The sequence below is a fragment of the Ferdinandcohnia sp. QZ13 genome, assembly GCF_031324165.1.
Lineage (GTDB): Bacteria > Bacillota > Bacilli > Bacillales > Bacillaceae_L > Ferdinandcohnia.
In genome coordinates, this window is record NZ_JAVIVW010000001.1 from 1,288,153 (window position 1) to 1,303,510 (window position 15,358).

A 15,358-nucleotide genomic window follows, 5' to 3' on the forward strand; every position below is an offset into this window, starting at 1 on the left:
TATGTTTCATTTATCCTCACTCTATCACTATAATTGTTTCTACTATCCTTGTATACAAAACCGCGTCAAATGTCAAAAATTTGACGAACATTAAGGGTGGTTAACGGAATTACCACCCTTTTAGTTTTATTTATTCGAAAAAAAGGTAGGCTTAACAGATTTCGAATGTGTACCTTCTTCCTTTGTTTGTGAATTATAGGGAACAATAAAGTAGGATGACATTGAAAAAATGTTTACATTTTCAATTTCATACCCCCCTATTCCCCTTACAGAACCCACATATTTTACCGATTTCGAATTCTCCTCATAGATCCGATATTCAATCCGTTCGTCTTCTGAAGGAGTCCAATTTAATGAAACCGTAAATAGCCCTAGCGGCTTAAACGTTAAATTAGCTTTCACATCATCGATTTCGGAAAGTCTTATTGGTGGCTCTAGTTCTTCCACATCCTTCGGCGTAGAAAAAGCTGTCGCTTTTTTCAGCTCTGATTGATCAAGTATTTTCTTGAACAATTTCGTTGGCGAAGAACTTCCCCCTTTTAAATAGTGAGAAGCATCTGTCGAGTCATAGCCCATCCATATAGCCCCCACAACAGACGGAGTAAAACCGACAAACCAAGCATCCTTTATCCCGTTTTCAACACCAGGTAAATTGGTTGTCCCGGTTTTACCAGCAAGTGCACCTGAATAGCTTCCGACTCTAGCTGTTCCGTTATCAACAACCCCTTCAAGCATTCTCGTCATATACCATGCCGTTTGTTTTGAAAATGCTTCGGTCTCGTGCGTGGACGCCTCCCCGATTACTTTACCGTCTCGAGTTTCGATTTTACTTATAACATGTGGTTCGATGACTTTTCCGTCCCGGGCAAAAGCACGATATGCCTTTGCCATTGCAATTGGGGATATTCCCTCTTTCAATCCACCTAATGCAATCGATAGACCTTGATCTGGAATGGTGATTCCTATTTTTGTTAAATATTCTTTAGCCGTATCAATTCCAAGTCTGTCCAACATCCAAACAGCAGGTGCATTTGCTGATTCAATTAATGCATCATACATGGAGATTTTCCCTTTATAAATACCTGATATATTACTTGGTTCATATTCACCATAGGATAGCTTTTTATCGACAAGCATCGAATATGGTTCAAACTCATCTTCTTCCAATGCAGGACCATATACTGCAAGTGGTTTAATTGTCGAGCCTGGCTGCCGTTTAATCAGGACTCGATTAATTCCCCTGCTAACATAGTGCCTTCCTCCGATACTTGCTAAGACACCACCTGTATCATTATCAAGTAATACGAAAGCCCCTTCGACTTGATCATCGACTCCCGGAAAATACTTTTTCTCTTTAAAAAGCTCGTATGCTGTTTTTTGAACTTCTAAATGAAGAGGAACTGTGATGGTATAACCACCTCTGAGTAATTCTTCATTTGATAATTTATAGCGAGTCTTCGCCTCTTCAAACACCATGTCAATATAGGTTAATAACGCTGGATCTCTTTCTACCTCATGAATATCAAGAGCAAGTGTCTTTCCTTGGACCCTTACAGCTTCCTCGGGTTGCAAATATCCTTTTTTTTCCATTAAATTAATAACCAAATCCCGTCTTTGTTTGCTTTTTTCAGGATTAAGAATGGGAGAATAAGTTGATGGCGCCTTTGGAATTGCTGCGAGTAGCGCCCCTTCTTCAACGGTTAAATCACTTGCATTTTTATTAAAATAAAACCTCGATGCAGACTGAATGCCATATGCACCATGTCCAAAGTAAATTTGATTTAAATACATCTCAAGAAGTTCCTGCTTGCTGTATTCCTCTTCTAAATTAATGGCGATGATTAATTCCTTCGTTTTTCGAAGAAACGTTTTTTCGTTTGTAAGAAACACATTCTTTGCTAGCTGTTGTGTAATGGTACTGCCACCTTCTACCTTTCCACCAGCCACAATATCCTTATAAATAGCCCTTCCAATCGCCTGAACGTCTATACCGTGATGCTTATAGAAACGAGTGTCTTCCACCGCGATAAACGCCTGTTGGACATATTCCGGAATATCTTTTATTGGTACAATGTCACGATTCTCATAATATAGTTTCGTAATGAATTGGCCATCTTCATCGACTAGCTTTGTTGCCGAATTCATCACCAGCTTTTTGTCATCAATGACATAGTCACCTGCATATATGATAAGCAAATACCCACACAATCCAAGGACAAATGAACCGACAATAACTAAAGATGAGAGAAATAATTTCTTTTTCAACTAAATCACTCCTTGGAAAAAGTAAAAGCGGAAGCGCCTAGTATAGAACGTCTACTAACTACTGCCACGTCCTGTGGCAAACGCAGACGTCAGCACGTCCTCGAAAATGCAATGCATTTTCTTCGTGCGATGATTATGCTTTCGAAGCTTTCCTTGTCCTATGCAAGTCCGACAAGTATAAGAAAAGCCTGCGAGAAGGATGCAGTTTATCCTTCTTGACGGATTGGCTAGACTAGAGAGAGGCTAGGCTGCTTGCGCTAGCTATAATAAATTAGCAATGATATCAGATTCTTTTATTTGGTTATGTTATCTTTTAGTATAACTGTAAAAGTTTCCTACTATGTATTACGTAAAAATAAAGGAGTGGTTACGTGAATTTTTATATTGCGCTTGGAACGGTTGATTTTTTAGATAAGCTCCGTGTAAAGCATAAAAACGAAAACATGGCCTTGATTTATAACAACGAAACAGCCATCCTACTTCATGAAACGACTAGGAAATCGATTTTTGCTGCACCAAGAAAATATGAAGTCCTCTTTGGTTTTGGGAACATACAGGATGCAGGTTTTGCTGCATTTACATATGTACCTGTAACCGATGAAGGCAAGCCACTTTTTGAATACAATATCACCCAAAAGAGTTCACTATTAAAAGACACATTGGGATTGCTCGCTTTTCGCATACTTCGGCCTATAAAAAGTGATACCTATGTGATTGCAAGCTTTTGGTTGAAGGAATCTTATTATTTGGATTGGACCCGCTCTCCAGCTTTCGAGGAGCTGGAACAAGTGATTGAAAAAACAAAAGCTGGGATAAGCAAAACCGTCTTTTCCGGACCGGCTTATACAAAAACGTTTCACTCCTTACAAGAAGATTAAAAATTCATTCACACTTCTCACACCTAATCCCCATCAACATATTCTGTATTACAAACATAGGTAAATGTGTAGTTACCTTTGCTTGAATTCGGAATAGTTGAATGGGGGTTTTACAATGGTAGTGGAATTAACCGCCCTGCATTGGATATATGTTTCGTTTATCCTCTTAATCATCGGTTTTATGGTGATGAGGAGAGACACGTCACTGATTTGTATCATTGGCATCTTTTTACTAGCCATTACTGCAACTGGATCGATAAGTGCTTCAATAAGTGGGGTCTTCAATAGCTTTATTTATGCAATTACCGAATTACTCTCAACCATTCTTGTCATAGCCATTATTGTTTCGATGAGTAAGGCGTTAACTGTTACGGGTATCAATGATATCATGATTGCTCCGTTTGCAAAACTGATTCGTTCCCCCGCACTTGCTTATTGGACGATTGGAATCGTAATGATGGTCATTTCATGGTTTTTCTGGCCTTCCCCAGCAGTTGCCTTAATCGGTGCAGTTCTTTTGCCAGTTGCCATGCGGGTTGGTCTACCTGCATTAGGAGTTGCGATGGCAATGAACTTATTTGGCCACGGTATTGCATTGTCCAGTGATTTTATCATTCAGGCAGCTCCAAAGCTTACTGCAGATGCAGCAGGTCTCGAAGTACTGGAAGTTGTAAAGGCAAGTATTCCATTAGTATTTGTAATGGGGATTGTGACAACAGTCACAGCCTATATCTTCCTTCGTCGCGATATGCGAAAAGGTACCCTTTCAGTAAGTGGAGAATCAAATTATACAAACCCATTAACAAAAGACCTCTCAAAACAGGAAGAACAACAACTAAGAACATTGCTATCTCCAACATCAAAACGCTTCTTCGCAATTTTAATTCCAATTCTATTTGCCTTAGATGTAGCGGCCATGTCTGCATTGAATCTTTCTGGTGGAGATGCAACAGCACTTGTCGGAGGCACATCCATTTTTATTCTTCTTCTCATATCACTTGTTGCCCACAAAAGTGCTGGGTTAGAAAAAACGACAACCTATTTAATTGAAGGTTTCCAATTTGGATTTAAAGTATTTGGTCCAGTCATTCCAATCGCTGCCTTTTTCTATCTTGGGGACTCGGGTTTTGTGAAGATTATTGGTGATTTCTTACCTGACCACTCACAGGGCATCGTGAACGATCTAGGAGTCAGTCTTGCTTCTGTCGTACCATTAAATGCACCAACTGGAGCCATTACATTAACGATCGTAGGTGCTATTACCGGGTTAGATGGATCAGGTTTTTCTGGGATTTCGTTAGCTGGATCGCTTGCTGCCTTATTCTCGACCGCAATTGGGGCAGGTGCAGCAACATTAACAGCACTGGGGCAAATTGCCGGCATATGGGTCGGAGGTGGAACCCTTGTACCATGGGCGCTAATCCCTGCAGCAGCAATATGTGGGGTTGACCCATTTGAGCTTGCCAGGAAGAACTTACTTCCAGTCACCATAGGGCTCGTTGTGACGACGATTGTCGCAATGTTTTTGATATAATCCATCCCTTAAAAGAAGCTCTTGTTTTAGGAGAGCTTCTTTTTCTATGTAATCGTTTTAACTTTTATTCATTTCAATTCATTTAATATTATGAATCTATGACATTTTTCGATATAATAATATATATTCTACAATTCTTCCTATATTTATATAATCGGAGAGAGACATGTTAAAACTATTTAACATTACCTTGCAAACTAAAATTATTACATTAATTCTTACTTTAATCGTTTTTGTCATTTCGGTACTCACAGGGATGTTTCTTTATTATGAAGCAAAAGACACGAATGAAGAAATGCAAAAGCTAGCTATACAGGCGTCACGCACACTGTCTTTAATACCAATTATGAAAGATGTTTCCCATGAAGACGTACAATCAGGGTCAATGCAAGCTATTACTCAACAAATAGGAAACCAGGCCGGAGCAAATTATGTTCTCATTGAATATAAGGATGGATTAAATATTTCGTATCCTTCTTACGAAGTTGGTCACTCTGCCTTTGATCCAGAAAACTATAAAGCAATTGTTTTTGGTGGTTATTACACAATAGAAACAAAAAATGAGCTTGGCCATATTTTATGGGGAAAGGCACCTATTTTTGCCGAAAATAACGGACAACAAATCATCGGTGTTGCAAGTGTTGGCTTTTTAAAAAACGAGATTCAACAAAGTATGAATCATAAATTACTTAAAACTCTTATTATAGCAATTATTGTCTTAATAGTTGGTATATTCGGTGGAGTTCTCTTAGCAAAAAGTATTCGAAATGACATCATGGGACTTGAACCACATGAAATCGCTTCCTTATACAGAGAAAGGAATGCAATCTTAAAATCTGTAAAAGAAGGAATTATCGCAATTGATAACAAGGGATTCATTACCTTACTTAATAATTCTGCAAAACAAATGCTTGGAATCTCGAATGAAAGCATTAACAAACCAATAGCAGAGATTCTACCAAATACAAGAATGCTTCGGGTATTGGATTCAAATATGGTCGAATCCGATGATGAAATGATCATTAACAACCGAGTATTAATCGTAAACCGTATGCCTATCATCGAAAACGGTAAAACAGTAGGAGTGGTTTCAAGCTTCAGGGATAAAACAGAAATTAAGAAAATGGTTGATACCCTAACAGAGATAAAAAATTATTCCGAAGATTTAAGGGCGCAAACTCATGAATTTACGAATAAATTATATGTTTTATCTGGATTACTCCAACTACAACAATACGAACAGGCTATTGCCATGATCCAACAAGAAACAAATCAACTAAACTTTCAAAACGATATTTTGTTTAATCAAATAAAAGACCCCAAACTCCAAGCTATTTTACTTGGAAAGATTGGAAGGGCTTCAGAAAAAAAAGTAAGTTTAGAAATTGATGAAAATAGCTATCTAACAGAATTGCCGGGCCATATTTCAATTACAGATTGCATCATTATTATTGGAAACCTAATTGACAACGCAATTGACGAGGTTATGCAAGATGAAGGGATTGTAACCTTTTTTGTAACCGATATCGGGAACGACATCGTTTTCGAGGTGAGTGATAACGGTAAAGGAATCCCAAATGATAAAATTTCTAAACTCTTTGAAAAAGGAGTATCCTCCAAAGCTGAAAAAAACAGAGGCTTTGGGCTTTGGAACGTTAAAACCGTTGTGGATAAGTTAAGTGGTTCAATTGAAGTAACAAATGGAAAAAATAACGGAGCGATTTTTACGGTTTTTCTACCGATAAAAAATCAGATTGATAAGGAGGTAGACTGATGATAAATGTACTTATTGCTGAGGATGATTTTCGGGTGGCGTCGATTCATGAACAATTCCTTCAAAAAATCGATAATGTAAACTTAATAGGGAAATCATCAAACGCAAAAGAAACTCTTGAATTACTAAAAAAACATGACAATATCGATCTACTCTTATTGGATGTTTATATGCCTGATAAAATGGGAACTGAAATTTTACCAATCATTCGTAATTTGTATCCAGAAGTAGATATCATAATGATTACTGCTGCTACTGAAAAGAAACATTTGGAGGAATCGCTCAGAAGTGGTGTTTTTCATTACCTTATAAAACCGGTTACAGTCGAAAAGTTTACAGAAACAATAAAAAAGTATATTGAAAAGAAAGAATTGCTTCTAAGCATGAATGAAGTTGATCAGTCTTTTGCAGACCATTATTTCGGGGGCAAGTTAATGCAATCTGTTGAAAAGAAAATTCACTACCCAAAAGGTATAGACCCCCTTTCCCTTGAAAAGGTGAGAGAAATAATCAGCCAATTGGAGTCAGGAATTACGGCTGAAGAAATGGGTGAACGCATGGGAGCATCAAGGACAACAGCAAGACGTTACCTAGAGTACCTTACATCAAATAATGAGGTAACTGCAGAACTTGAATATGGAATTGTAGGTAGACCGGAACGAAAATATTTAAAACTTAAGTAGTTGTAAAGGCATCTTGAAGTGGATTCAAGATGCTTTCTTATGAACAAAATGAACAAAAAGATTTTATAGGTTTTTATATAACTTATTTTGAAAACGGTTACAAATTTGTGTCTGAATTTTAAAATAAACACATTGGCATAACTAGCAATTTTATTTCATTTAAGGGGTGTATAAAAAAGAAAGAAAAGTTTTCAACCATAAAATGTTTACAGAAAGGAAGGTTTTAAAATGGGGGCAACTAGATTAATTCTACCGATTATTTCAATTCTAATTAGCATTATTTACTTTATATCAACTATTAATCTACCAAAGGCCAAATTGGGAGATCCTAATGGTCCTCTCTATTTTCCATTAATAGTTAGTATTTTTCTTTTTATAGTAAGTGTCATTTATTTCATTAAAGAATTAAGAAATCACTATCCAAAAAATGATGAAGTAAAGTTATTGTTCAAGGGTAGAGTTCCCTTTTTAATTATTTCTACATTGGTAATATCATTGATTTATACTCTCATTTTTGAAAGATTAGGATTCTTAATCTCCACAATACTCTTTATGGCGGCAATTTTATTTATTGTGAATGGGAAAGAAAAATGGAAGGTTAACATTAGTGTAGCTGTTTTATTTAGTTTGGGATCATGGTACGCCTTTTCTCAACTTCTAGACGTAAGCTTACCGTAGATCAAGGGGGGATAACATGGATATACAAGGAATTCTTGAAGGATTTGCAACGGTACTTAGACCAGAAAATATACTTTTTGTTGTATTTGGTGGATTTTTAGGAACAATTGTTGGTATGCTTCCAGGCTTAGGACCAGCAACAGCAATTGCGGTTTTAATCCCGGTTACTTTCGGTATGGATCCGACAAGTGCGTTGATTTTAATGGCAACTATTTATTATGGTGCCATGTATGGCGGATCATTAAGTTCCATCTTAATTAACACACCTGGTGACGGATCAGCTGTTGCTGCAACATTTGATGGCTATCAGATGGCAAAAGCAGGTCGTGCAGGCCCAGCGATTGCCATTACTGCAATCGGATCACTTATTGGTGGTTTTGTCGCTGTTATAGGTTTTATGTTTTTAGCAAAGCCTTTATCAAATTTCGCCTTACAGTTTGGACCGGCTGAATACTTTTTATTAATGCTTTTCACATTATCTGCTGTCGTTTCATTATCGATTGGAAATATGACTAAAGGGTTTATTTCAATGGGAATTGGACTAGTATTAGCAACTGTTGGTATTGACCTTCAGACAGGAGTACACCGTTTTACATTTGGCAATGTTCATTTAAGTGATGGGATTGACTTCTTAGTTATCATTATTGGTATTTATGCTATTGGGGAAATCCTATACAACTACTTAACGATTGATAATCCACTTGGCAAGAAAAATACATTAGGACGAGTGTGGATTACTAAAGATGACTGGAAACGTTCAAAGTGGCCAATGTTTCGTAGTTCCCCACTAGGCTTTATCGTTGGTATTCTACCTGGTGCTGGAGGAGCGATTGCTTCATTAATGGCCTACAGTACGGAAAAACAACTATCAAAACGCCCTGAAGAATTCGGGAAAGGGGCAATTGAAGGATTAGCTGCCCCTGAAACAGCAAACAACGCCGCAGCGGTCGGTGCGTTCGTTCCATTATTAACCATGGGTATCCCAGGTTCTGGAACAACTGCTGTAATGCTAGGAGCACTTGTCATGCTCGGTGTTAAACCAGGGCCTCTTCTCTTCGAAAGTGATCCAAATATGGTATGGAGCTTAATCGATAGTATGTTTTTAGGTAATATTTTCTTATTTCTTATCAACATATTTATGGTTGGTGTGTTTATAAAAATCTTAGATGTACCTGCAAAGGTTCTTTATCCAATTATTTTAGTCCTAGCATTTATTGGGGCTTACACAATGAACTACACAATAATAGACTTCTATATCTTAATTATTTTTGGAATCATCGGTTTATTCTTGAAGCTATACGACTTCCCAATCGCTCCAATGATTCTAGCTTTAATTGTTGGAACAGATATGGAACAAAACTTCAGAAAAAGTATTGTAGCTGGTCATGGTAATCTAGATATTTTTGTTAGCTCACCTATCTCGATTACACTATTAATCTTAACAATTTTATCACTTACTTATCCATTATTCATGAACAGCAGGAGAAAGAAAAAGGCAGAGTTAAACGAAAATAGCTCCCTTTAGGATTATAAGTCATTGTAAAACCCTTAGCAATTGTGCTAAGGGTTTTCTTATTTTATAGTAGATTTTCAAGAACCGTTTGTAAAATACCACCTTTTTGATAATATTCAATTTCAACTATACTATCTAACCTCACGATTACCGTAAACTCGACTGGTTCAAGTTGGTTATGTTTCGTTGCGATTACTTGGATCTTTTGACCTGGTGACATTCTTTCGTTTAAACCTCGTAATTCAAAATCTTCCGTTCCGTCTAATTGTATGGTTTCCGCATTCTCTCCTTCACAGAATTGAAGCGGTAATACACCCATACCTACTAGATTGCTACGATGGATCCGCTCAAAACTTTCAGCAAGAACCACTTTAACCCCCAATAACGCCGTTCCTTTTGCCGCCCAATCGCGTGAACTTCCTGTTCCATATTCTTTCCCCGCGATGATAAGAAGGCTTTGTTTGTCGTCTCTATATTTCATTGCAGCATCATAAACTGGCATGATTTCACCTGTAGGTAGGTATTTTGTATATCCACCTTCTTTTCCATCAGCTAGTTTATTTCGAATGCGAATATTCGCAAATGTACCACGAACCATGACGTGATGGTTCCCGCGTCTTGAGCCATATGAATTAAATTGTCGAACTGGAATGCCTTTTTCCGTTAAAAAGATCCCTGCGGGGCTATTTACTGGAATTTGTCCTACTGGAGAAATATGGTCAGTTGTAATAGAATCCCCCAACATCAATAAAGTCTTCATCTTTTTAAAATTTTCTTCCGCTTTAGCATCTGAATTCTCTTCAAGAAAATAAGGTGCTTCCTGGATGTATGTTGACTTATCATCCCAACTATAAAGGTGTCCTTTTGATGAATCAATCGATGACCAAACTTCATTTTCAAAAATCCGGTCGTATTCTTCCTTAAAGAGTTCCTTATTAATGGTAGATGTAAGGACCTTTTTTATTTCGTCTGTTGAAGGCCAAATATCTTTTAAATAAACAGGGGATCCGTCTCTACCACTACCAATTGATTCAGAATATAAATCAATATTTACTGATCCAGCTAACGCATATGCAACAACCAATGGAGGAGAACATAAGTAATTGGCTTTTATAAGCGGGTGGACACGACCTTCAAAATTACGATTTCCACTCAAAACAGAAGTGACTAGAAGATTGCTATCCGTAATTGCTTCCTCGACAGATTCTATAAGAGCCCCACTATTGCCACAGCAAGTTGCACAGCCATAACCATCGATATAAAAGCCACTCTCTTCTAAAGCCTGTAGAAGGCCAGATGCTTCAAGATATTTTGTAACTACACGTGAACCTGGTGTTAAACTTGTTTTTACATAGTCTGGCTTCTGTAGCCCTAGTTCTAATGCCTTTTTGGCAACTAGACCTGCTGCTACCATCACGCTCGGATTTGAAGTATTTGTACAACTGGTAATTGCAGCGAGTACGAGCGAGCCAGTACCGATGCTACCACCCTCTTTTAATTCGACATGTTTATTTAGCTCTGCTTCATCCAGTCCATATCCTCCACTTGTGATTGGCTTAGTTACGATACTAATAAACTCACTCTTCATCGAACGCAAGTCAATACTGTCTTGTGGTCTTTTTGGTCCTGCAATCGTTGGCTTGATTAAGTCTAAATCCACTACAAGGGTTTCGGTAAACTTTGGATCAGGAGTCTCATCCGTTCTAAATAATCCTTGGGCTTCATAATATGCCTTAATTAATGATTTGTTATCTCCCCTACCTGTAAGTTCAAGATAATCTAATGTCACTTTATCAACCGGGAAGTAGCCCATAGTCGCTCCATATTCTGGCGCCATATTCGCAATCGTTGCCCTGTCCGTTAGGGATATATTTGTTAATCCTTTCCCAAAGAATTCAACGAACTTCCCGACTACCCCCTTTTTACGTAGAAGGCTTGTTATTGTTAAGGCAAGATCTGTGGCAGTTACACCCTCCTGTAGTTTTCCAATTAGTTTAATTCCAATTACCTCTGGAATAACAAAATATAAAGGTTGTCCAAGCATCGCTGCCTCTGCTTCAATACCGCCTACTCCCCATCCAATTGTTCCAAGACCATTAATCATTGGTGTATGGGAATCTGTTCCTACCAGAGAGTCCGGGTAGACAATGGTTTCTCCATTCTCATTTTTTGTGACAATAGAAGTAGCCAAATACTCTAAATTAACCTGGTGAACAATTCCGTTTGAAGGTGGTACAGCTCTAAAATTTGAAAAGCTATTTTGTGCCCATTTTACAAAGCGGTATCTTTCTAAATTTCTCTCATATTCTAGCTTAAGGTTATCTGATAAGGATTCATTATGACCAAAATGGTCGACAATCATGGAATGATCAATGACTAAATCAACAGGAATTTGTGGATTAATGCGGGAGATATCTCCGCCTTTTCGTTCCACAGCATTCCTCATGGCGGCTAAATCAACGATTGCAGGGATCCCCGTAAAGTCTTGAAAAACAATTCTAGCTGGCTTGAATGGAACTTCATTTTTCTCCCATTGCATATGTTCCCAGTCTGCTAATTGTTCAATATGGGTAGTCGTGATATGTTTTCCGTCTAAATGCCGAATCGCAGCCTCGAGGAGCATCTTTATTGAAAATGGAAGTGAAGAAACTGGGTAGCCATTCGTTTCCAATTCATTTATTCGAAAATAACGGTATTCTTTCCCATCAACATGTAAAGTTCTTTTTAACGTTGATGAAACTTCTGATACACTCATTTAGTTGCCTCCCTTGTTGTACTAATAAGTGAAAAAATAGTCTAGTAGATGTCAAACTAGACTATTTAGTACGTACTATCCTTCAGGAATATATAAATCACCTTTTACTATTCTTCGTGCTGTTCTGTCTAAACCAACTGAAGCTACATCTCGTAGTTCCTCTGTTAAATTCACACGTACCTCTGCAATTCCTTCCGGATGCCCAATCCGAATGATTTGTTCGATGCTTCCATCTTTCTTTCTTGAAAAATGATTCGGAATTGTGCCTTCAAGCAGTGCAGATGCAGCCAAATTATATAAACCACTACCTGCAAATGTTCGATGGAACCGTTTCATTGAAATCATTTTTGCTACAATATCAATGTCATCAGCCTTTATCTTTTTTCCTGTAGAAGTTACATAATCATGTGGACTTGCTACAAGTGCTATTTTTGGAATAGAAGGAATACTTTTCGCTTCGTACTCGTTTTTTGCCACGCCACTTGCAACTGCCATCTTCAAACGAATTTCTTCAAGTTCAGATAATAGTTCTTGGTCTGCCCCTACTACACTATTGTTCTCAGAACCTGATAATCCAAAATCTTTTGCAGCTACATATACAAAAGGATTAACAATATCAACAAATGATGTGGCATAATTTCTTTTTTGAGTAGCTACGTTAGTTTTTAGACCAATCGGTATTGTTTTTCCCGTCTTTCCTCCACCGGGTGAGAGGATGTTGACAATAATTTTCGCTCCATGTGTTACGATTCCTGGCATCAAATATTCACCGGAAACCTTTGCATTACCGTTAGACAATGGTACTTGCATCTCAATCAATTTATTTATGTTTTTATTAAAAGCAGAAACCGTAATAAAATCATCATTCGGATTTGTTTGAACTAGTCCTTCATCAACTGCAAATGCTCCGACGGCAGCCATTAGATTTCCACATGTTCCTTCATCATCGACTACTGCCTCTCCAATCCCAATCTGATAGAACGTATAATCAAGGTCTGCACCTTTCACAGTTGGTTCTGAAATGACCATCACCTTGCTTGAGTGCGATGTACCGCTTCCTAAGCCATTTATTTGTGAGGGATTATATGCATCAATTCCTTCTAAAAATATTCTGTGCTGTAATTCTTTATTTATTGGTAGATCCTTTTCATGAAAAAAGAGACCTCTACTTGTACCACCTCTATACACAACACACCGAACAGAGAATTGTGACATTTTTCTACCTCCTTACTTCATTTCAGGAACAATGGTCTTGGCGATTTCTTGATCTAAATCCTCATAATCATGAAGTTTAATTGTTTCATAAAGTTCTTTTCGTGTTTGCATCTTGCCTAATACATCACGCTGCGTTCCTTTTTCAAATATTTCCGAGAACACAATTTCATATGCTTTCGCTGCTGCTCGTAAAGAAGTAACTGGGTAAATGACCATGGAGTAACCAAATGATTCAAATTCATCTGCTGAAAAGTATGGTGTTTTTCCGAACTCCGTCATATTTGCTAATAAAGGAACATCAAATTCTTTACTGAAAGCTCTAAAGTCTTCCTCTGTAATTAGGGCTTCCGGGAATAACGCATCGGCACCCGCTTCCACGTATTTTCTTAGTCTTTCAACTGCAGCTTCTCGACCTTCGACAGCAAGTGCATCGGTTCTAGCGACAACAACTAATGATGGTGCAACTTCTTTAATGATCTTAATTTTTTGCGCCATTTCATCTGCAGAAACTAATTTTTTCCCATTCAAATGACCACATTTCTTCGGTAAATCTTGATCTTCAATCTGTACGGCCGCAACACCTGCTTCAACCATTTCCTTTGCTGTTCGAGCAACATTTAAGATTCCACCGAAACCTGTGTCAATGTCCGCTAATAGTGGCAAATTGGATGCACGAATAATGTCGCGTGCTCTCTCTGCAACTTCTTGAGAGTGTAAAACACCTAAGTCTGGTAAACCTCTACTAGCTGTGTAAGCCCCACCAGATAAATACAATGCCTTAAACCCAACCTTTTTTGCCATTAAAGCAGCCATTCCATCATGGGCACCCATAATTTTTAAGATTGGCCCCGCTGATAGATAACTTTTAAATTCTTCTGCTAATTCTTTTTGACTTTTTTGCTGTTCAACAAGCCATGTCATGATATTCCCTCTCTTCTTTGAATTAATGAAAGAACGAAGGACCCTATCGAAATAGGGCCCCTAGCATTAGTCAACTAATCCAGATTCGTTAATTAATGTTTCATACATCTTAGTTTGTTCCTCTAAGAATTTAGCTGTTTCACTGCTATCTTTATAGAATGAAGACCATTCATTATTTTTCACAAGGTCTTTCCAAGCATCGGTTTCAACCATTTCTCCGATTACTTTATCCCAGTAAGCAATTTCTTCTTCACTCATATCAGGAGGTCCCATGATTCCTCTCCAGTGTGGGAATACCATATCTACTCCTTGTTCCTTCCAAGTAGGAACATCCTCTAAGCCTTCAATTCTTTCATCAGAAGAAACACTAATTACTCTGAAGTTACCAGCAATATGCTGATCCTTAGATTCAGAAACTGCCATTGTAGCTACATCTACGTGACCACCTAGAAGAGCTGTTACTACATCTCCGCCACTCTCATAAATCATGAAGTTTAATTTTGATACGTCAACACCGTATGTCTTCGCTGCTTGTACAAATGATAGGTGATCATTGTTACCTAATCCTGGTGCAACTGCGATTGTTAAAGATGTAGGATCCTTTTTCAATTGTTCCATAACATCTTTTGCAGTTTTAAATTCTGAGTCATTTCCTACTGCAATTGAAATCCACTCAGTTGTTAGGATTGCTAGTGGAGTAAAGTCTTTATACGTTAATTCACTTTGTCCTAGTAAATTGTTTGTAATCACAAGACTTGAGTTAATTGCAAGGTGATGTGCATCCTTTGTGGATAGATATTGCCAACCTACTTCTCCGCTTCCCCCTGGCTTGTTAACAACATTAATGTTTTGGTCTACAATCCCTTCATCCTTTAAAATCTTTTGGATTGCTCTAGCAGTTGCATCCCAACCTCCCCCTGGAGTTGCTGGAGCTATAAGCTCGATATTTCCTGTTGGAAACGAATCTTTTTTCCCTGAAGCACCTGAAGAACATGCTGTTGCAACAAACACTAATGCTAAAATTGCTAGTAATGAAAATAGTTTTTTCATTGTTCCACCCCTTTTATCTTTCTTAATTTTCACAACCTTATATTACTTTTAATCAAGATAAATGTAATCGTTTTCAATTTAAAGGAATTTAA

General features: G+C 37.7%; 11 protein-coding genes. 6 read left to right on the forward strand and 5 right to left on the reverse strand.

Annotated elements, in window-relative coordinates; genetic code table 11:
* Window positions 1–126 precede the first annotated feature (126 nt).
* Window positions 127–2,265 (reverse strand): transglycosylase domain-containing protein, encoded by a 2,139-nt coding sequence (locus RGU12_RS06230; RefSeq protein ID WP_309535288.1) that lies wholly within the window; start codon window positions 2,263–2,265, stop codon window positions 127–129.
* Between the two features lie 371 nt (window positions 2,266–2,636).
* On the opposite strand from RGU12_RS06230, the gene RGU12_RS06235 reads away from it, so the two are divergent.
* From RGU12_RS06235 to RGU12_RS06260, 6 genes are all read left to right on the forward strand, one after another.
* Window positions 2,637–3,143, forward strand: a complete 507-nt coding sequence (locus RGU12_RS06235) for an antibiotic biosynthesis monooxygenase (RefSeq protein WP_309535289.1) — start codon at window positions 2,637–2,639, stop codon at window positions 3,141–3,143.
* A gap of 115 nt (window positions 3,144–3,258) precedes the next feature.
* The gene (locus tag RGU12_RS06240) at window positions 3,259–4,677 is read left to right on the forward strand and encodes a hypothetical protein (protein ID WP_309535290.1); all 1,419 of its coding nucleotides are present in this window, start codon (window positions 3,259–3,261) and stop codon (window positions 4,675–4,677) included.
* Between the two features lie 166 nt (window positions 4,678–4,843).
* Window positions 4,844–6,451: an ATP-binding protein gene (locus RGU12_RS06245; RefSeq protein ID WP_309535291.1), complete on the forward strand. Its 1,608-nt coding sequence runs from the start codon at window positions 4,844–4,846 to the stop codon at window positions 6,449–6,451.
* Entirely contained in the window at window positions 6,451–7,134 is a 684-nt protein-coding gene (locus RGU12_RS06250; protein WP_309535292.1) for a response regulator, read from the forward strand. Before RGU12_RS06245 ends, RGU12_RS06250 begins: the two co-directional genes overlap by 1 nt.
* Before the next feature lie 228 nt (window positions 7,135–7,362).
* Window positions 7,363–7,812 (forward strand): tripartite tricarboxylate transporter TctB family protein, encoded by a 450-nt coding sequence (locus tag RGU12_RS06255; RefSeq protein WP_309535293.1) that lies wholly within the window; start codon window positions 7,363–7,365, stop codon window positions 7,810–7,812.
* A 16-nt stretch (window positions 7,813–7,828) separates the two neighbouring features.
* A complete protein-coding gene (locus tag RGU12_RS06260) occupies window positions 7,829–9,337 on the forward strand; it encodes a tripartite tricarboxylate transporter permease (protein ID WP_309535294.1) in 1,509 nt (502 codons plus the stop codon).
* A 52-nt stretch (window positions 9,338–9,389) separates the two neighbouring features.
* On the opposite strand, the gene acnA is transcribed toward RGU12_RS06260, so the two are convergent.
* The 4 genes from acnA to RGU12_RS06280 form a co-directional block, all read right to left on the reverse strand.
* Complete coding sequence (gene acnA, locus RGU12_RS06265) at window positions 9,390–12,080, reverse strand: aconitate hydratase AcnA (protein WP_309535295.1); 2,691 nt, start codon at window positions 12,078–12,080, stop codon at window positions 9,390–9,392.
* 75 nt (window positions 12,081–12,155) lie between these two features.
* Window positions 12,156–13,295 (reverse strand): PrpF domain-containing protein, encoded by a 1,140-nt coding sequence (locus RGU12_RS06270; protein ID WP_309535296.1) that lies wholly within the window; start codon window positions 13,293–13,295, stop codon window positions 12,156–12,158.
* Window positions 13,296–13,307: 12 nt separating this feature from the next.
* Entirely contained in the window at window positions 13,308–14,216 is a 909-nt protein-coding gene (prpB, locus tag RGU12_RS06275) for a methylisocitrate lyase (RefSeq protein ID WP_309535297.1), read from the reverse strand.
* 66 nt (window positions 14,217–14,282) lie between these two features.
* Window positions 14,283–15,266, reverse strand: coding sequence for a tripartite tricarboxylate transporter substrate binding protein (locus RGU12_RS06280; protein WP_309535298.1), 984 nt, complete (start codon window positions 15,264–15,266; stop codon window positions 14,283–14,285).
* Window positions 15,267–15,358: the final 92 nt, after the last annotated feature.